Annotated in this window: 20 protein-coding genes; 10 read left to right on the forward strand and 10 right to left on the reverse strand. The window is 54.8% G+C overall.

Translation table 11 applies throughout. The features are described from left to right. Window positions 1–9: 9 nt before the first annotated feature. The 4 genes from D3P09_RS18600 to D3P09_RS18615 form a co-directional block, all read right to left on the reverse strand. Complete coding sequence (locus D3P09_RS18600) at window positions 10–225, reverse strand: helix-hairpin-helix domain-containing protein (RefSeq protein WP_120112899.1); 216 nt, start codon at window positions 223–225, stop codon at window positions 10–12. Window positions 226–340: 115 nt separating this feature from the next. Continuing rightward, window positions 341–2182, reverse strand: coding sequence for an ABC transporter ATP-binding protein (locus D3P09_RS18605; RefSeq protein WP_120112900.1), 1842 nt, complete (start codon window positions 2180–2182; stop codon window positions 341–343). Next, the gene (locus tag D3P09_RS18610; protein WP_120112901.1) at window positions 2175–3911 is read right to left on the reverse strand and encodes an ABC transporter ATP-binding protein; all 1737 of its coding nucleotides are present in this window, start codon (window positions 3909–3911) and stop codon (window positions 2175–2177) included. Before D3P09_RS18610 ends, D3P09_RS18605 begins: the two co-directional genes overlap by 8 nt. Before the next feature lie 13 nt (window positions 3912–3924). Then, window positions 3925–4356: a MarR family winged helix-turn-helix transcriptional regulator gene (locus D3P09_RS18615; protein WP_120112902.1), complete on the reverse strand. Its 432-nt coding sequence runs from the start codon at window positions 4354–4356 to the stop codon at window positions 3925–3927. A gap of 170 nt (window positions 4357–4526) precedes the next feature. Between D3P09_RS18615 and D3P09_RS18620 the strand changes: the two genes are divergently transcribed. From D3P09_RS18620 to D3P09_RS18635, 5 genes are all read left to right on the forward strand, one after another. Next, window positions 4527–5291, forward strand: coding sequence for an SDR family oxidoreductase (locus D3P09_RS18620; RefSeq protein ID WP_120112903.1), 765 nt, complete (start codon window positions 4527–4529; stop codon window positions 5289–5291). A gap of 152 nt (window positions 5292–5443) precedes the next feature. Further along, window positions 5444–6316: an AraC family transcriptional regulator gene (locus tag D3P09_RS18625; protein WP_120112904.1), complete on the forward strand. Its 873-nt coding sequence runs from the start codon at window positions 5444–5446 to the stop codon at window positions 6314–6316. 146 nt (window positions 6317–6462) lie between these two features. After that, window positions 6463–6606: an RAxF-45 family protein gene (locus D3P09_RS27760; protein ID WP_165867501.1), complete on the forward strand. Its 144-nt coding sequence runs from the start codon at window positions 6463–6465 to the stop codon at window positions 6604–6606. Between the two features lie 107 nt (window positions 6607–6713). Next, complete coding sequence (gene abc-f, locus D3P09_RS18630) at window positions 6714–8648, forward strand: ribosomal protection-like ABC-F family protein (RefSeq protein ID WP_120112905.1); 1935 nt, start codon at window positions 6714–6716, stop codon at window positions 8646–8648. A 35-nt stretch (window positions 8649–8683) separates the two neighbouring features. Beyond that, a complete protein-coding gene (locus tag D3P09_RS18635) occupies window positions 8684–9268 on the forward strand; it encodes a DUF1697 domain-containing protein (RefSeq protein ID WP_243644300.1) in 585 nt (194 codons plus the stop codon). An 81-nt stretch (window positions 9269–9349) separates the two neighbouring features. Here the strand turns inward: D3P09_RS18635 and D3P09_RS18640 are convergent, their stop codons facing one another. Beyond that, window positions 9350–9931, reverse strand: coding sequence for an NAD(P)H-dependent oxidoreductase (locus D3P09_RS18640; RefSeq protein WP_120112906.1), 582 nt, complete (start codon window positions 9929–9931; stop codon window positions 9350–9352). 121 nt (window positions 9932–10052) lie between these two features. On the opposite strand from D3P09_RS18640, the gene D3P09_RS18645 reads away from it, so the two are divergent. Continuing rightward, window positions 10053–11126 (forward strand): AraC family transcriptional regulator, encoded by a 1074-nt coding sequence (locus D3P09_RS18645; protein WP_341538301.1) that lies wholly within the window; start codon window positions 10053–10055, stop codon window positions 11124–11126. On the opposite strand, the gene D3P09_RS18650 is transcribed toward D3P09_RS18645, so the two are convergent. Beyond that, complete coding sequence (locus tag D3P09_RS18650) at window positions 11088–11342, reverse strand: hypothetical protein (RefSeq protein WP_120112908.1); 255 nt, start codon at window positions 11340–11342, stop codon at window positions 11088–11090. The genes D3P09_RS18645 and D3P09_RS18650 overlap by 39 nt on opposite strands. Window positions 11343–11475: 133 nt before the next feature. Then, entirely contained in the window at window positions 11476–12006 is a 531-nt protein-coding gene (locus D3P09_RS18655) for a hypothetical protein (protein WP_120112909.1), read from the reverse strand. Between the two features lie 108 nt (window positions 12007–12114). Here D3P09_RS18655 and D3P09_RS18660 point away from each other — a divergent pair, with 108 nt between their 5' ends. Beyond that, window positions 12115–12759 (forward strand): DUF4825 domain-containing protein, encoded by a 645-nt coding sequence (locus D3P09_RS18660; protein ID WP_120112910.1) that lies wholly within the window; start codon window positions 12115–12117, stop codon window positions 12757–12759. 66 nt (window positions 12760–12825) lie between these two features. Here D3P09_RS18660 and D3P09_RS18665 read toward each other — a convergent pair whose 3' ends face one another. Further along, entirely contained in the window at window positions 12826–13275 is a 450-nt protein-coding gene (locus D3P09_RS18665; protein ID WP_120112911.1) for a MarR family winged helix-turn-helix transcriptional regulator, read from the reverse strand. Window positions 13276–13450: 175 nt separating this feature from the next. Between D3P09_RS18665 and D3P09_RS18670 the strand changes: the two genes are divergently transcribed. After that, window positions 13451–14695, forward strand: coding sequence for an MFS transporter (locus D3P09_RS18670; RefSeq protein WP_120112912.1), 1245 nt, complete (start codon window positions 13451–13453; stop codon window positions 14693–14695). Between the two features lie 200 nt (window positions 14696–14895). Here D3P09_RS18670 and D3P09_RS18675 read toward each other — a convergent pair whose 3' ends face one another. Beyond that, window positions 14896–15648, reverse strand: coding sequence for an SDR family NAD(P)-dependent oxidoreductase (locus D3P09_RS18675; RefSeq protein ID WP_120112913.1), 753 nt, complete (start codon window positions 15646–15648; stop codon window positions 14896–14898). Window positions 15649–15842: 194 nt separating this feature from the next. On the opposite strand from D3P09_RS18675, the gene D3P09_RS18685 reads away from it, so the two are divergent. Together D3P09_RS18685 and D3P09_RS18690 are read left to right on the forward strand one after the other, a co-directional pair. Continuing rightward, a complete protein-coding gene (locus tag D3P09_RS18685) occupies window positions 15843–16499 on the forward strand; it encodes a TetR/AcrR family transcriptional regulator (RefSeq protein ID WP_120112915.1) in 657 nt (218 codons plus the stop codon). 37 nt (window positions 16500–16536) lie between these two features. Next, on the forward strand, window positions 16537–16950 hold the full coding sequence (locus D3P09_RS18690; RefSeq protein ID WP_120113343.1) for a VOC family protein: 414 nt from the start codon (window positions 16537–16539) through the stop codon (window positions 16948–16950). 11 nt (window positions 16951–16961) lie between these two features. Here D3P09_RS18690 and D3P09_RS18695 read toward each other — a convergent pair whose 3' ends face one another. Further along, on the reverse strand, window positions 16962–17882 hold the full coding sequence (locus tag D3P09_RS18695) for an aldo/keto reductase (protein WP_120112916.1): 921 nt from the start codon (window positions 17880–17882) through the stop codon (window positions 16962–16964). Between the last annotated feature and the right edge of the window lie 35 nt (window positions 17883–17917).

The raw sequence follows: 17917 nt of genomic DNA on the forward strand, positions 1-17917 counted from the left end.
CATCGCTCCTTATCGTTTCCTGGCAAAGGACAAGCCTTTTTCCTGAAGCGCCTCCCGGAGAATCCGGATGCCTTTGGGTCCCATGCCATGCAGCATCAACAATTCTGCTTCGGTCACTTGGGTGAATTGCTCCAGATTGTAATAGCCGGCCAGCCCGAGTGCCCGATTAGCAGGTTTGCTGATTACCGGGATATCGCTTGCGGGATTCGAATTTTCAGTCGTCATCGCTAAGCTCCTTTCCTTGCAGCCATGTTCATGTATTCCAAGTATAGCCTGATCCACTCGATCCGAACATAGAAAAAACACGCCTCGAGTGCGTGTTTTTTCTGTGCCTGGGAGATTACCCGGAACGTTTGAATTGGCTGTTGTACAACTCATAGTAGAAGCCCTCGCGAGCTAACAGCTCGTCATGCGTGCCTTGCTCGGCAATGCCGCCGTCGCGGATGACGAGAATCCGGTCCGCTTCGCGGATTGTGCTGAGCCGGTGCGCGATGACAAAGCTTGTCCGGCCTTCCATCAGCTTGCGCATGGCGGACTGGATATGCATCTCTGTACGCGTATCGATGCTGCTCGTCGCTTCATCCAGGATGAGAATGGCGGGATCGGCCAGCACGGCGCGTGCGATCGTAAGCAGCTGGCGCTGTCCTTGGCTGAGATTGCTTCCGCCGGAAGCCAGAAGGGTGTCGTAGCCCTTCGGCAGCTTGCGGATGAAGCTGTGGGCATTGGCCAATCTGGCCGCCGCTTCAATCTCGGCATCAGTCGCATCGAGTCTGCCGTACCGGAGATTTTCCCGAATGGTATCGGAGAATACATAGGCGTCCTGCAAAACGATGCCAAGCTTGCTGCGCAAATTGTCCTTGTCCAGCTCGTTAATTGCGATGCCGTCGATCGCAATACGGCCTGAGCCGATGTCATAGAAGCGGGTCAGCAGGTTTATAATCGTTGTTTTGCCTGCTCCGGTAGGACCTACAAGTGCAATCATCTCGCCTGGATTTGCAGTCAATGAGACATTGCTCAGGATCGGGGTGTCTGCCTTATAGCTGAACGATACATCATGGAATTCCACTTTACCTTTCATCGCCCCTAATGTCTTCGTAGACGGAGCATCTTCATATTCGGTAGCGGAGTCGATCGTCTCGAAGACGCGTTCGGCGCCGGCTACAGCCGACTGAACAAGATTGAACTGGTTGGCAAGATCGCTCAGGGGACGCTGGAATTGCTTCGAATAGTTCAAGAAAGCGACGATGACGCCGACTGTCGTCCAGTCCCGGAAGGCCATCCAGCCGCCGACCGCCGCAATCAATGCGAAGCTGGCATTGTTCAGCATGTTCATGACAGGCCCGACTGTGCCTGAATAGATTTGCGCACGGATGCCGGCTGAGGTCAGCTTGCGGTTAATCTCTGCGAATTGCGCTTCGGCATGCTGCTCGCGGCGGTAGATTTGAATCACCTTTTGCCCCGACACCGTCTCCTCGACAAAGCCGTTCAGCTCGCCCAGGCTGGCCTGCTGCTTGCTGAAGTTCTTACGCGTGCGGGAGGCGACCGTCTTCGTAAATAAAATGACGAGAGGAATGGTAACCATGCTCAGCAGCGTCAGCCACACATTCAGGTACAGCATGATGGCAAGCGACCCAGCCAAGGACAATACGCTTGCGATCAACTGCGTGACGCTTTGATTCAAGGTGCCGGATACGTTCTCGATATCGTTGGTCGTGCGGCTCATCAGCTCGCCATGGGTCTTTCCATCGAAATACCGGAGCGGCAGAAGCTGAAGCCTTGCGAACAGATCGCGCCGCATCGCCTGGACCGATTGCTGCGATACCTTCACCATCACATGCTGCTGAAGCCAGGAGGTCAAAGCCGCTCCTGCGTAGATAGCCAGCAGGATCCCGCCAAGACGAAGCAGTCCGTCATAGCGGCCTGGGATGATATAAGCGTCGACGGCATGTCCCAGCATATACGGGGCGATTAGCGATAGCGCCGTAGTTAGGAATGTAAGCAGCAGCACAGCGATCAAGCCGCGACGGTATGCGCGGATATAAGCCCAAATACGGCGAATGGTCTCCATCGTATTTTTCGGCTTAGCTTTTGGAGCGGACATGCCGGCCCGTGCGCCTCCGCGCATGGAGAGGTCAGGAGCCTCTACGCTGCCTGCCTTATTGCTGTCATTCGAGTTAGCCATAGACATGCTCCTCCTTCCCGTGCTGCGACCGGTAAATATCCCGATAAAGCTCGCAGCCTGCCAGCAGCTGCTCGTGAGTCCCCTCGGCGATCAGCCGTCCTTCATCCATGACGAGAATGTTGTCGGCATCGATAACGGAGGAGATGCGCTGGGCGATCATAATCGTGGTGCGTCCCCTCATCAGCTCCGCAAGCGCCGCCTGAAGCCGCGATTCCGTCCCCATATCGATGGCGCTGGTGCTGTCATCGAGAATGAGAATGCCCGGCTGCTGGATAAGGGCGCGGGCGATGGACAGCCGCTGCTTCTGGCCGCCGGACAGATTAATGCCGCGCTGGCCAAGCAGCGTATCATAGCCGTCCTTCATCGCGGCAATAAAATCATGCGCCTGGGCAGCTTGAGCCGCGGCGATCACTTCTTCTTCAGAGGCGTTGGGCTTGCCGAAGCGGATATTGTCCCGAATGGTGCCCGAGAACAGGAGGGATTCCTGCAGAACAATGCCAATCCGCTGGCGGAGCGAGCCAAGCTCGTATTCCCGTACATCGGTGCCGTCGACGAGCACGCGCCCTTCCGTTGCATCGTACAGCCTCGGAATCAGGCTGACGAGTGAAGATTTGCCCGAGCCGGTCGCGCCAATGACGGCGGTCTTCTGCCCCGGACGGATTGCAAAGCTCACATCCCGAAGCACTTCTTGTCCTGGCTCCTGTCCATACGCGAATGTGACGCGGTCGAAGACGACCTCGCCTCTCCAGATGCGTGCCTCCCCCGGATGCTCCGCGCTTCGTATATCCGATTCGGTCGCCATGACCTCTTGAATGCGGTCGGCAGAAACCTTGGCGCTGGAGAATCGGACCAGCATCATGGCAACGGAGGAGACGGCGAACAGCACTTGAGTGACATAATTGATGAAAGCGACAAGCTGGCCGACCTCGAATGAACCGCCGATCGCATCCTTGCCGCCCAGCAATAGAACGGCAACGATCGATACGTTCAGAATCATGGTCAGAATCGGCATGTTGACTGCAACCAACCGCTGCGCTTTCATGCCGGCCTCCGTATAATCCTTGTTCGCCCGGTTAAAGCGCTTGTTCTCGTAATCCCTGCGGACAAAAGCTTTCGATACCCGAATGCCGGCAAAGTTCTCCTGCAGCACCGTATTGAGCTTGTCCATCCTCCGCTGGACCTTCGTGAACAGCGGTAGCGTCGCGCGGATCAGCAGGAACATGACGATGAACAGGAGCGGTACGGCTATCGCGAGAATGAGCGCCAGCTTAGTGCTGATCATGACGGCCATGACTATGCTGCCGATCGCCAGAAGCGGCGAACGCACGAAGATGCGCAGCAGCATCTGAACCATCGTCTGCAATTGCGTGATATCGCCGGTCAGCCTCGTAATGAGCGACCCTGTACCCAGGTCATCCAGGTTCCGGAAGGAGAAGGTCTGTACCTTGCGGAATACGTCATGCCGCAGATCCGCGCCGAAGCGCTGCGCGGCAATCGAGGAGAAGACGGTACAGCCGAAGCCTCCGATCAGTCCGATCAAAGCTGCGCCCAGCATGATGAGGCCGGTATCGCGAATATGCGCCAGATCGCCTTGCATAACGCCTTTATCGACGATGCTGGCCATGAGGAACGGTTGCAGCAGATCCATGCATACCTCAAGCAGCATCAGCAGCGGCGCTAGCAGGACATAGATCCAGTGCGCCCGCAAATAGGACAATAATTTAAACATAAGTGCACCTCGGTTAGTTATCCATATTATCTTTCACCCGCATCAGAAAGCTGCGGAACAACGCTTCTTCTTCGGCGGTAAATTGCTGCAAGGCTTGTTGCTCCAGCCGATCGAGCGTTTCTCCGACGAGGGATACCGTGTCGAAACCCTTGGCAGTCAAATAAATGCGGGATATGCGCAGATCGGCCGGATCTGCTTCGCGCCGGACCAAGCCGTTCTTCTCCATGCGGTTCAGCATGACAGTCAGTGTAGCGGGCTTGATCTCGAGCCTGCGCGCAAGCTCGTTCTGGCTTTGTCCGCCATCTCTGGCCAGCGCCAGCATCAGCGGAGGCTGACCGGGATAGACTTCATGCCCGTTCAGCTCCGTATGAACCTGTTGATGATGTCTTCTTACAATATGGGACATAAGCCGGGTAATCGGCTTTTTGGATGTGGGAAGAGTCATCAGTTATCGCCTCCGGTTCAATTAGTTAGTCGGCTAATGAATAGAGTAGTCCCATTTCGGATTCTTGTCAAAATATTGTGGTGTGCCATTGTCTCCAATAGGAGAGCAACATTGTGCAATCCGGCCCGTGATATAACGGACATGAACACACGAAGAGGAGATGAAGGTTCATGAAAAAGCTGGACGGCAAGATCGCATTGGTGACGGGAGCAAGCAGAGGGATTGGCAGGGCCATCGCTTTGCGGTTGGCGCGGGATGGAGCATTGGTTGCCGTACATTACGGCAGCAATGCAGAGCTTGCGGACGATGTCGTGCAAGAGATTAGAGGAAGCGGCGGGGACGCATTCCCGATTGGCGCGGATTTGCTGGCGGCTGACGGTCCAAATCAGCTGTTGTCGGCGATGGATGCAGCATTAACGGTTCGGACAGGCGGAGATCAATTCGATATTTTGGTCAATAATGCGGGAATAGGGCAATACCGGACGATAGAGGATATTACGGCCGAATCGCTGGATGAGGTGATGGATCTCCATGTCAAAGCGCCAATTCTAATAATCCAGCAAGCGCTGCCCCGGCTTCGGGAAGGCGGGAGCATCATTAATCTGTCGTCAGCGGTCACACGCATCGCTTTGCCGAATGTGCTGGGCTATAGCGTCTCCAAGGGCGCAGTCAATACATTGACTCATGTGCTGGCTCAGCATCTGGGCGATCGCGGCATCAGGGTTAATGCGCTATTGCCGGGAATTGTGGAGACGGATATGAATGCGGATACGCTTGGCTCATCGGATGGACGGCAGTTCGCCGCCGGATTATCCGTCTTCGGCAGATGGGGCCAGCCGGAGGAGATTGCGGATATGGCCGCATTCCTTGCTTCGCCAGACAGCCGGTGGATAACCGGCCAGCTGCTTGATGCAAGCGGAGGCTCGCGCCTGTAAGCTGTATCTGCTGCCGGGCAGGAAGGAGTAATGAGGCTTGCCGGCTAATATTTAATCAGAAGAGCAGACCCTGCTGAACTTGAACCCGAATCGTCGGGCCGGCCTATCGGTCCGCATGCTAATCTGTGAATGAAAGGAGGCGATGAGCGGATATGCTGGAGCATCTGAACCGCGCAATTGCTTATATGGAGGATCACTTGGATGAAGAGATTGATGTGAGAGAGGCGGCAAGGATTGCGTTATGCTCAGAGCATCATTTCAAGCGCATGTTCTCATTCCTTGCAGGAGTGTCCGTCTCGGAATATATCCGGCGCAGGCGGCTGTCGCAGGCTGCTCTTGAGCTGCAGGGCACGGATGCGCGCGTCATTGATATCGCCTTGAAATTCGGCTACAGCTCTCCGGACGCCTTCACAAGAGCGTTCCAGCAGCTGCACGGTGTAACGCCGACGGACGCGAGGCTTCCAGGCCAGCGGCTGAAAGCTTATCCGCGCATGGCCTTCCGATTAACCATTCAAGGAGGCATGGAGATGAACGTACGAATTGTAGAGAAGGAAGCATATCGCATCGCCGGACTGATGAAGACCGTCAACATCCAGTTTCATGGCGTCAATCCGGAAATCGCGGGCATGTGGAGCAGTCTGGATCAAGACACCATCCTGCTGCTTAAGAGCCTGTCGAATATCGAGCCCGCGGGATTGATCAGCGCTTCGGTGAATTTCTCGGAGGGACGGATGGAGGAGCAGGGGACGCTGGATCATTATATCGGCGTAGCCTCAACTGAACCTGTGCCGGAGCATCTGGCGAAGCTGGAGGTGGCTGCGGGGACATGGGCGGTATTCGAGTCAACAGGTCCATTCCCGGAAGCGCTGCAGGAAGTATGGGGCAGAATTTATGCGGAATGGTTCCCGTCTTCCGGCTATGAGATTGCAGAAGGTCCCGAGCTGCTGTGGAATGAATCGAAGGATACCTCCTTGCCCGACTACAGGAGCGAAATCTGGATTCCGGTGATCAAGAAACGGGCATAAGCAAGCATCTCCGTTGCCATTGGCGCGGCGGAGATGCTTTTTTTCGTCTGTGAATGATAGGGCATGGATGGTCAAGCGAGAACCGATTGCAAACCTCTGCTGCATCATGGTATATTAGTTGCATTATGACGAAGGAGGTGAGGTAGGTGAATCTCGAAATGGCGAACAATCGTATTAGCCAGCTGCCAGTGGCAATGTCTGGCATTGTTCATGCTGTTACCGTTAACGGGATCAGTCTGTCCAATTTCAACTATACGATTACAACATTCGCGAGAAGACGCCTGCCTTAACCGCTACGGACTGCTTTACCATCCGGAGGGTCGCGTGCTTATTGCCGCGGCCCTCTTTTTTATTGCGCGCGAGGGTCAGGATCTTCAACTATTAGGAGGATCTTGAGATGATTATTGTACAAGTGCAGAACGTGAAAAAATACCATGCCGCCAATCTGGTGCTGGAGAATATAAGCTTCCAACTGAAAGAAGGGAGCAAAGTTGCCTTGATCGGGCGCAACGGCAGCGGCAAATCGACTCTGCTGCGGCTAATCGCCGGACATGACCGGGTCGACGAGGGTATATTGACGATCAGGAAAGGACTGGGGATCGGCTACTTGCCGCAAATCCCGGCCGAGTTCGAGAGCCTGACGGTCTATGAAGTGCTGGCATTCGGCTACAGGGAACTGCAAGCCATCCGAAGAGAGATGACAGAGCTGGAGAAAGTGATGTCCTCGCCCGAGATAGCGGAATCGTCCGGGAAGCTGGATCGGCTCCTGGAAGACTACGCGAAGCTTCAGGAGAAATTCGAGCAGGGCGGCGGCTATGAGATGGAGACGAATATCGACCAGATTGCAGCCGGCTTGCAGATCGACCGGAACCAGGACAGCCGCTTCTTCGGCAGTCTGTCCGGCGGCGAGAAGACGCGGATTGTGCTTGCTTCGCAGCTGGTCATGCGGCCGGAGCTGCTGCTGCTCGATGAGCCGACGAATCATCTGGATCTGAAGGGAATCGAATGGCTGGAGCAATTCCTTAACCGATATGCCGGCGCGTATGTCATCGTCTCGCATGACCGCTACTTTCTGGATGCCGTCACGACAGAGACGATTGAGGTGGAGGATGGTGAATCCCATCTGTATCTGGCCTCCTACAGCGGATATTTGAAGGAAAAGGAGGAGCGCTTGCTTCGGCAATTCGCCCAGTACCAGGAGCAGCAGAAGGTGATCAAGAAGATGAAGGAAACGATTCGCCAGCTTGAAGAGTGGGGCAGAAACGGCGATAACGAAAAGTTTTTCAAACGTGCCGCCGCGATGCGCAGGGCGCTGGAGCGGATGGAGAAGATCAAGCGTCCGGTGCTGGAGCGCAAGGCTGCAGAGTTCGAGCTAACGCCGCTGGACCGGTCTGCCCGAAGAGTGATTGAATTCTCCGGCGTGCGCAAGCAGTATGGCGACCGGGTTATCTTAGATGAGGCAGAGGGAAGTCTGCTCTACGGCGAGAAGGTTGCGCTGCTTGGCGACAACGGCGCCGGGAAGACGACGCTGCTGAAGCTGCTGCTCGGCGCGGAAGGCCCGGATGGGGGCGAGCTCGCAATCGGCTCCCGCGTAGATATCGGCTATCTGGCCCAGCAAGAAGCGATCGCGAATCCGAAGCAGACGGTGCTGGACTATTTCCGCATTGAAGATGGCCTTGAGGATGGAGAGGCCCGCAATGTGCTGGCTCACTATCTGTTCTACGGCAATGATGTGTTCAAGCCGCTGGGTTCGCTGTCGGGAGGAGAATGGTCACGGCTGAGGCTGGCGCTGCTCGTCAGACGCAAGCCTAACCTGCTTCTGCTGGATGAGCCGACCAATCATCTCGACATTGATTCGCGCGAGGCGCTGGAGGAGGCGCTGGAGGAATTCCCCGGTACCATTCTGGCGATCTCCCATGACCGCTATTTCATGAACCGGCTTGCGAAGCGGATCTGGGAGCTGGAGCAAGGGCGGATCGTCTCTTATCTTGGCGATTACAATGACTATAAGGCGAAGAGGAATGAACGGGCACTACAGGAGCCATCGCCTCCGATCAAGGACAGCGGCCGGAATCAGCCGGCAGCGGAAGAACGGCGGCAAGCGAGGGCGGTTGATCAAGAGGGGCGGAACAAAGGCGGCGAGCAGTTGCATGAGCTGCTGGAGCGCGAGATTGCCGAGCTGGAGCAGCAGCTGAAGGAGCTGGACAGCGAGCTGATGATACAGTCTGATAGCGGCGATACGGAGCTGCTGGAGCGGAGCTGGAGAGAGCGAGAAGCGCTGGAAGCGACGCTGTCGGACAAGATGGAGAAGTGGATGGAGCTTTCCAGTTAAGCGAAATGTGCTACTATAGCAATAGACTTATTCCAATGAAAGCGGTGATCCGTCCAGTGACCATCTATATGGCATTGCTTCGCGGCATTAACGTAGGTGGGAAAAATAAAATTAAGATGGCGGAGCTGCGGGAATCGCTTGCCGCAATCGGCTTGCAGCGCGTGCAAACCTATATCCAAAGCGGCAATATCCTCTTCGAATCGGCCCAAGAGGAGCTGCCGCTCCGAGAGCGTATTGAACGGCAAATCGAAGCGGATTTCGGATTGTCAATCAAGGTCGTCATGCGGACGCTTGACGAGCTTAGAACGATCCGGCGGAATTTGCCGTTCACTGAGGAGCAAGTTGCCGAGGCGAAGGCTGCCGCAGAAGGAGAAGTGCTCTATGTGTCGATGCTGCAGGAGCAGCCCAGTCCGGATAAGCTGGAGAAGCTTGCGGGCATCGACATTGGAGAAGACCGGTATGTGCTGGATGGCAACAACCTGTACTTGCTGTACAGCCTCAGCGTGCGCAACTCCAAGCTGTCCGCCCATGTGGAGAAGCTGGGGGTGGCTTCCACGGTGCGGAACTGGAATACGATCAATAAGCTGATCGAGCTGGGCAGCGAGATGGAAGGCGCTTAGCTCTCTTAAAGCTTAGGCTGCTGGCTGAGGCATCGTCCAGCGATGCTCGGCGGCTCCTTGGACTCTTCCATGCTGCCGCGTTTAGGCGCGCTTAGCTCCCAGCCGCTGAGCCTGATTGAGCCATTTGGCTCTTTGCTCGGGAGTGGAAGGCCGAACCGGCGTAATCTCGGTGACGCGTACAGGCTTGATGCCGCAAAACTGCAAGATGTTGCGCTTCATCACGTTATGGCCGGCATGACGGTAGATCAACCGGTTGATCCAGGACGGAGTATCCATCGTAACGATCAGATGCGCCGTGCGTCCGGTCAGCAGCTTATCCCACAGCTGAGAATTGGCCCGGTACTTGAAGGCGAAGCCGGGCAGAAAGACGCGGTCGAAAAAGCCTTTCAGCAGGGCAGGCATGGCTCCCCACCATGTAGGATAGACAAAGACGAGATGATGAGCCCAGCGGATATGCTCCTGAGCTTCTAGCAGTCCGGGCTCCAGCTCCGTTCTTTGGCGGTAGCCGTATTGGAGAATCGGATTGAAGCTGAGCTTGCTCAGATCGAGATACCGTACCTCTGCCCCGTTTTCTGCGGCGCCTTTTATATAAGCCTCGGACAACGCGGAGCAGAAGCTTTGGGGATCGGGATGGCCGTTAATAACCAGAATATTTGTTTTCATCGGAATGTTCCTCCTATAAGATAGTGATGCAGGATCTATATCAAGAATATAGGGAATCCGATTAAGGAACTATGATCGAATACGCAATTGAGATTGCTTATTTGCGCAGTTGGAGGTGAAGATGATGAGTGAAGCCAGTGTAGCGATCTCGATGGTATTTCCCGTCATGAAGACGATTGTGCATAAAGGATTCCATGCAGAGGAGTTTTGCAGGCATGCCTCTTTCGACCCTGCCTTGCTTCAGGACGTGGAAGCCCGTATTCCGGGCTCCGAGCTGAAGCGGCTTATGTTGGAGGCGGCTTCTTATACAGGCGATGAGCATTTCGGCCTGCACCAAGGGCTGATTATGGAGTTTGCCGATATGGGCTTGCTTGGCTACGTGATGATGCATTCCAAAACGGTTGGCGATGCTTTGGCGGCCTATCAGCGGTATAACGTCATATTGTGCAGCGGATTTCAATTGGGGTGGGAGGTTCAAGGCGAAGACTTCCTGCTGACGATGAAGCTTGATGACGGCGGAGGGTCTTCCCGCCATTGCATGGAGGATATGGCCAGCTCGCTCTACTGCATGATCGGCAAGCTGAGCAACCGGCACATTGCGCTGCGGGAGGTTCGCTTCTCGCATGAGGCGCCATCCGAATTGGAGCCGTATTATTCGGTATTCGGCCTGTCGCCGAGCTTCGGATGCGAGAGCAACTGTCTGCGCATGAGCAAGGAAACGCTGGAGTACCCTGTCATTTATTCCGATCCCAGATTGCTGTCTCTCTTCGAGTCGATTGTTCAGGAAACGAAGGATGGGATGACGGCAGCAGGCGGGCTGCAGGAGCAAATTATGCACTGGATGAGAAAAACGCTGCCGAACCGCTACCCGACCCTGCAGCATACGGCAGAGCAGTTCGGCATGAGCGTCAGAACGCTCCAGCATAAGCTGAAGTCGGAAAACACGACGTTTAACGATCTGTCCGTGCAAGTGCGCAAGGAGCTGGCGATGGGATATTTGCGCAATCGGAACACATCCGTCGGCGATATTGCATATGCCCTTCACTTCTCCGAGCCCAGCGCGTTCCAGAGCGCATTCAAGAAGTGGACGGGAATGACGCCGGGCCAATACCGGGCGAATCCGGAGACGGCTGAAGCGGAAGCAGCCGGTTATCCTTCAGCCCCGGGAGCGGCGGGGAGCAATCCGGCCTCCTAACAGAAGTACCGCTGGAACCAGCACGGCTACAGCGAACTGCGCCGTCACATTTTTATTGAAATCAATCAAGCGAAGGTCGAGTGCGGGCTTCGCTTTTTCCCCGTGCTTCCGTACCCACCGCTCCATCGTCACGATTTCTTCGCCGTCAAGAAGGAGAAACACCACAACGAATAGCCACATCCATACGTCCAAATAAACGGCTGCGTCCAGCAGCATACGATCAGACTCCTCGCTCATATAGTCCGATGCGTTGCGGCAGTCAATCCGTATGTCATAAAAAAAAGGAGACGCAGTCTCCTTTAATAAAGCCAAAGCTAATGATAAGTTCGATAGGTTGATCTAATGCCTGCTATGCAGAAAAGAAACGAATCAGTCCAAGAATGGCGAAGCCGAATAGGACGGTGCCGGCGCCGATGCCAGTAATGGCGCTTCTGGCCACTTGCAACTTGGGCGCCCAAAAAACGGCGATGACGGGTACAGCAACCAGCAGCGCGGCCAGCACGTACAAAGCAGAATCGTCGAACACGCTGACAAGACCGATGAAATGAATGCCGACGATAAAGGCGATCCATGGCGCGACGAAGTCGCTTTGTTTTTTGCGGATGAGCAGAAAAGCGCCCAGTCCCGCGAGGAAAAACTCGATATAGACGGTAATCAGATAAACGGTGAATGAAGCGTCATCGTTCAGGGCGGATGGCTCGCTCCAATTCTTAATGCTTAGGTATACGCCGAATAAGCAGACCAGCAGCGCAATGCCGGACGCAATGCCGAGGTAGGGGCGCCAGCCACTGCGCGGACGCTCCTGCGCCCATCCGAACCAGACAAAGCTGAACATGCCGAAGATTGACGCATACATGGCATAATCCCTTATGTAGTCCATGGAACTCCTCCTATGTCATAACCTGACCTTTGAAGTGGATGCATTTTTACTATATCATGGATAGGATAGAAAGCACGATAAAGATTTGGAAATAGGGGATATGGAATTATGATTGCGAATAAAGGGAATGCGTCTAAAAAAATCATAATGATCGCAGCGCTTGGAGGAGCAGCCGCGCTTCTGTGGGGAGCGCTGTTCGTATGGGCTGCCGGGCCGCTTGGACAATCGCCGGCGCAGGTTGAAGAGCCTGCCGTGCTGTATGCGGGGTATGACTTGGAAGGGATTGCCGAAGACATGACAATGTATGTCGGCGACAACTCCAAAGTATCCCGAATTGCAAGCTGGTTGCCGTCTCCGGACCCCGGCTATATGCAGAGATATATCGCGATTGCCAGCTCGGAGCAGCCATATGGCTTGACGCTGTTCTATGAGCCGGCAGATCCGGCCGGATACGGAGAGCTTCCCGATGCGGCTAGCGATCCGGAGTTTGCAAGGCAAAGCCGGAACAATGCGATTGTATTGTTCGCCATGATTGGCAATGTCGATCGGCTGACCTTCGCCTACCGCAATACGGGAGCGCCTGACGAGCTGATTCCGTCCGACTACGTGCCGCTGCTGGAATACAATCGATCCGACTTCGCCATAGAAGCTGATTTTGCGGATAAGCGCAATCATGTAGAGCGGTTGGGTCAATATTTGGAGCAAGCGCAATCAGAAGCCCTTGCCGTAAGCCTGCGGGAGACTGGGGCATAAGCGCGCCTATATTTTTAGTAAAGAGCAATAAGGCTTCCGAATTCGATTCGGAAGCCTTTGCTGTATTCACTTATTATTGTCTGGACCTGTGCGATGCTTCAGCGACTTATTGAACTTCGCAAGCAGCCGTCCGAATTGCTCACGGTCCTCTTCGTCCCAGCCCTCGACCAAGCGGCTGATGCTGGCCAGTCTGGACTGTCTATATTCATGAAGATCCGCTTCGCCAAGCTCTGTTATTTGGTAGAAATAAGCTCTCCCGTCCTGTGCATCCGGCACTTTCCGAACATAGCCCTTCTGCTCGAGCACGGCAGCTTGGCGGCTGACGGTGGAAATATCAAGCTGCAGCTCTTCGCCCAGCTGTTTCACGCCGGCTGAGCCCTGCTCCGAAATTTGATGCAGAAGCAAGTAGGCGGCCCTGTCGAGCTTGGCTCCTTTTTTGTTCGCTGTAATCGATGTGACCCTGCGGATCAGTACCGCAAGCTCGAATTCAATTGTATCTAATGAGCGGTCGCCCACCTTGAAGTCGCCTCCTTCTTTTTTCGGCTGTTCATGAACATCATAAGGGATACAGGGGGATTGTCAACAAAGAAACAGGATTACGGGTTCATTGACAGCTATATAATTGTATTATACAATCAAATAGTTGTATCATACAAGTTTATCTGAAAACAGATCAAAAGGGGATAGAGCAATGTCATCATTAGCAAAATCAACAGCAGCTCCGGCGGAGCTGAACAGCGCTCTGCAGAAGAGCGGCTTTCTCGGTCAGCCGATGTCGGTATGGGCCGTTTTTTTTACGAGTATTATTGCGTTTATGGGCATGGGGCTGGTCAATCCGATTCTGCGGGAGCTGTCGGAGAAGCTGATGGCCTCGCCAAGCGAAGTAAGCCTGCTGTTCACCAGCTACAACGCTGTAATGGCGGTGGCGATGCTGATTACGGGCGCAGTATCTACGCGGCTTGGCATTAAGCGTACGCTGCTGGCGGGAATCGGCGTAATTGCGCTTGTATCGTTGCTCGGCGGATTCGCCGGCGACATCTGGACGCTGGTCGGCTTGCGCGCAGGCTGGGGACTTGGCAATGCGCTTTTCGTCGCAACCGCGCTTTCGGCTATGGTTTCATTATCAAGCAATGGCACAGCGAAAGCGATCATCCTCTATGAAGCGGCAGTCGGCATCGGCATGTCGGTCGGTCCGCTGCTCGGCGGGACGCTGGGGTCCATCTCCTGGCGAGGGCCATTCTTCGGCGTCTCCATTCTGATGCTGGCCGGCTTTATTGTGCTCTCCACATCCATGCCGAAGCAAAAGCAGCCGGCAGTCGCCGCTCCGTCAGCGCCGACCTCTGTGCTCGCGCCGTTCCGCGCCATGAAGCATCGCTCGCTGCTAGTGCTCGGCATCGTGGCGGCGCTCTATAATGTCGGCTTCTTTACGATTATGGCTTATGCGCCGTTTGTGATGGGGCTGAAGCCGCAAGGGATGGGCTATGTCTTCCTGGGCTGGGGCGTGCTGCTTGCCGTCACGTCGGTCTTCATGGCTCCCAAGCTGCAGAAGCGGTTCGGCACGATCAAGGCGATGTACCTGATGCTGTTATTGTTCGTGCTCGATCTAGCTGTGATGGGCATCTTCACGGCAACCAAGGAAGTGGTTATTGCAGCGGTCATCTTCGCTGGAGCGATTCTCGGCAACAGCAACACGCTGATTACGACTGCGGTGATGGATGCCGCGCCTGTCGCGCGGTCGACGTCGTCTGCCGCATACAGCTTTCTGCGGTTCATTGGGGCGGCGATTGCTCCCTTTATGGCCAATAAGCTGGCAGAGCATTTCAACGTCCATCTCCCGTTTTTCGTAGGTGCCGGGTTTGTGCTTCTGTCGGTGGTTTTCATTGGGCTAAACCGGAAGCATCTGAGACGCATCGATGAGGCGAAGCCCGCCCATTAAAGGCGGCATTCTCTCTTTAAAGGCTCTGATAGGATATTCCTTTCGGAGCGTAGCGGCAGATTGCCGCAGCCAAAGCGGTCACGGACAAGATCGGCGCATATAATAAGACGTTGAAGCAAGCACAATCGCCCTCCTTCGCATGATTGCGAAAGAGGGCGATTACTGTATCGATCATTACGCTGCCTTGGTGCAGCGGCTCATTATTTTGCCGTAACGCCGCCGTCGACAGGCAGTTCTACGCCTGTCACATAAGAAGCTTCATCCGACGCCAGGAAGAGAACGGCCTGGGCTACTTCCGAGGCTTGTCCAACACGCGGCAAAGCGGTCTGGGACAGGAAGAATTGCAGCATTTGCGGATCCTCGACGAATTGGCTGCTCATCGGCGTAGAGATAAAGCCCGGATGCACCGAGTTGACACGGATATTTTGGCCTCCGAAATCGACTGCTGCCGCTTTGCTCAGCATGCGCACCGCGCCTTTGGAAGCTGTATAGGCGCCAGCGCCGCTGCTGCCGGTCAAGCCGGCAATGGAGGAGATGTTGATGATGGAGCCGCCTCCGCCCGCAACCATATGAGGGATAACATGCTTCATGCCGAGAAACACGCTAGTCACGTTAATATTCATGACTCTATTCCATTGATCTATCGACGTGTCCAGCAGGCCGACGGCCATGGAGATTCCGGCATTGTTCACCAGCACATCGATTTTGCCGTATTGGTTCACAGTCTCCGCGACAACCTCGCTCCAGTTGTCTTCCGACGCCACATCATGCTTGATGGCAATGGCGTCGCCGCCATCCTCTTGAATGCTCTTCGCGACGGCCTGGACCGCGTCAAAGTTAATGTCTGTCAATACGACCTTGGCGCCTTCCTGAGCCAGCAAGCGGGCCTCTTCCAGTCCCATGCCGCTACCCGCTCCAGTTACAATAGCTACTTTTCCATTCATTCGTGTCATATTATGTCTGCCTCCTCGATGGTGGTATGAAAGTTTAAATTAATGGTGATAGTGATGACTATCATCATCATAACGATTATATCATCTTCGATTTCATTATTCAATTCCCGGGGTGCGGGGCTGGCATTCCTTGTGATAGCGGACATGCAGAGGTTATAATTTGGACATACAGAGTCAGAAGGGATATACATGCAATGAAGCCTCAAGATCGATACAAGCAAGAACGCGACGAAAGCAAAAAAGCCCGTTATCAGCAAATCGTGCAGGCGGCGGAATCGGTATTTTTCCGCAAAGGGATCGAGGGAGCGACCATGAACGATATCGCCAAAGAAGCGGGAATCGGCGTCGCCACGGTATTCCGGTATTTTCCTGCCAAAGAGCAGCTTGTTACCGTGCTCGCGGACGGAATTATGGAAGAGATTCGGCTGACCTTTGCCAGCATAGCCGAGCAGAATGCGACATGCCTGGAGAAGATCGGCCTCTTGTTCGACTACTTTATTTCGCTGCTGGAGGAGCGGAGAAGCTCCTTCATCAAGTTTCTGGAGGATCTGCATCTGAATGTGGCGCATGCCAGAGGGCTGTACGGCGATGTCAGCGAGCATGGAATAGCGGGCCGGAAAATATTCGCAATCTTCACAGCGATGATTGAAGAAGGCGAAAAGGACGGCTCGCTCCGCACCGATCTTCCGGCGGAGGAGATGCTCATTACGCTTGTGAATGCGTTCGGGCTGTTTGCCAGCAAGCTGGCGTATCAGAAGAACGTGCTGATGCTGCCATCGGATGTCGAGCCGGAGAAGCAGCTGCTATTGGTGAAGGAAATGATGATGGCATTTATTAAGGCCAAATCTTAGCGGGATTGCGTCAGCTCCCGAAGGAGACATGTCAATGATGAAGCCAAGCATTACGGTATTAACGTTAGGCGTAGACGATCTGGAGCGTTCGCTTCACTTCTACAGGGATGGGTTAGGCTTTCCGACCGAAGGCATTATAGGCACGGAGTTCGAGCATGGCGCTGTGGGATTTTTTGAGCTGCAGGGCGGGCTGAGGCTGGCGGTCTGGGAGCGCAAGTCGCTGGCGCATGAAGCCAAAGTGCCGCTTGGGCCGGCAAGCTCGACCGAGCTGACAATTGGACATAATGTGGGGAGCAGGGAAGAAGTGGACCGCATTATGGAGCAAGCAGAGAAAGCCGGGGCCGTAATAACGGACCCGGCGCATGATGCATTCTGGGGCGGCTACTCCGGCCATTTCATGGACCCGGACGGCCATCTGTGGGAAGTCGTCTGGAATCCGGCCTGGGAGTAACGCGGTAAGCCTTAAGGTAGGATGTGGCCGGCCGCTGTATAGATGCCGTACCATTCCTCTCGCGTCAGCTTGATATCGGATCCTTGGCATGCATCCTGCAGACGGCCGGCATTGGTTGTGCCAAGAACGACCTGGATGTTCGCCGGATGTCTCGTGATCCAGGCGACGGCGATAGCGGTAGCTGTCACGCCATACTGGTCCGCCAAGGAATCGATCAGCTTGTTCAGTTCTGGATAGTTCTCGAGGTCGCCGAGGAACGGACCGTCGAAGAAGGCTTTCTGGAACGGGGACCACGCTTGAATGGTGATGTTGTTCAAGCGGCAATAATCCAGCACGCCGCTGTCGCGGTTAACCGATTGATCGATGTTCATATTCAGAGCGATGCCGGAATCAATCATAGGCGTATGCGTAGCGCTTAGCTGCATCTGGTTCACAATCAGCTTATGCGGCACGTACTTCTGCAGCAGCTCAATCTGCATCGGCGTATGGTTCGATACGCCGAAGTGGCGCACCTTGCCGCTGGCATGAAGCTCGTTGAACGCCTCTGCCACTTCCTCCGGCTCGACCAGCGTATCGGGACGATGAAGCAGCAGAATGTCCAGATAGTCGGTGTTCAGACGCTTTAGAATGCCGTCGGTTGAAGCGATAATATGCTCCTTGGAGAAGTCGAAGAAGCCTTTGCGGATGCCGCATTTGCTCTGCAGGATCATCGTTTCGCGCAAGGAAGGCGTCATGCCGACCGCTTCGGAGAAGTGCTCCTCGCAAGAGCCGGCTCCGTAGATGTCGGCATGGTCGAAGAAGTTGATGTCTTGTTCAATAGCTGTGCGAATAAGCTTCTCCGCTTCTGCAAGCGAAAGCTGCTTCAGGCGCATATTGCCCATAATAATGTTGGATGCGCGAAGGTCCGTTCCGGCGATGTCTATGAATTTCATGCCTTGATTCCTCCCGAAATTGAGTATAATAGGGT

The sequence above is a fragment of the Paenibacillus pinisoli genome, assembly GCF_003605435.1.
Classification (GTDB): Bacteria; Bacillota; Bacilli; order Paenibacillales; family Paenibacillaceae; genus Pristimantibacillus; species Pristimantibacillus pinisoli.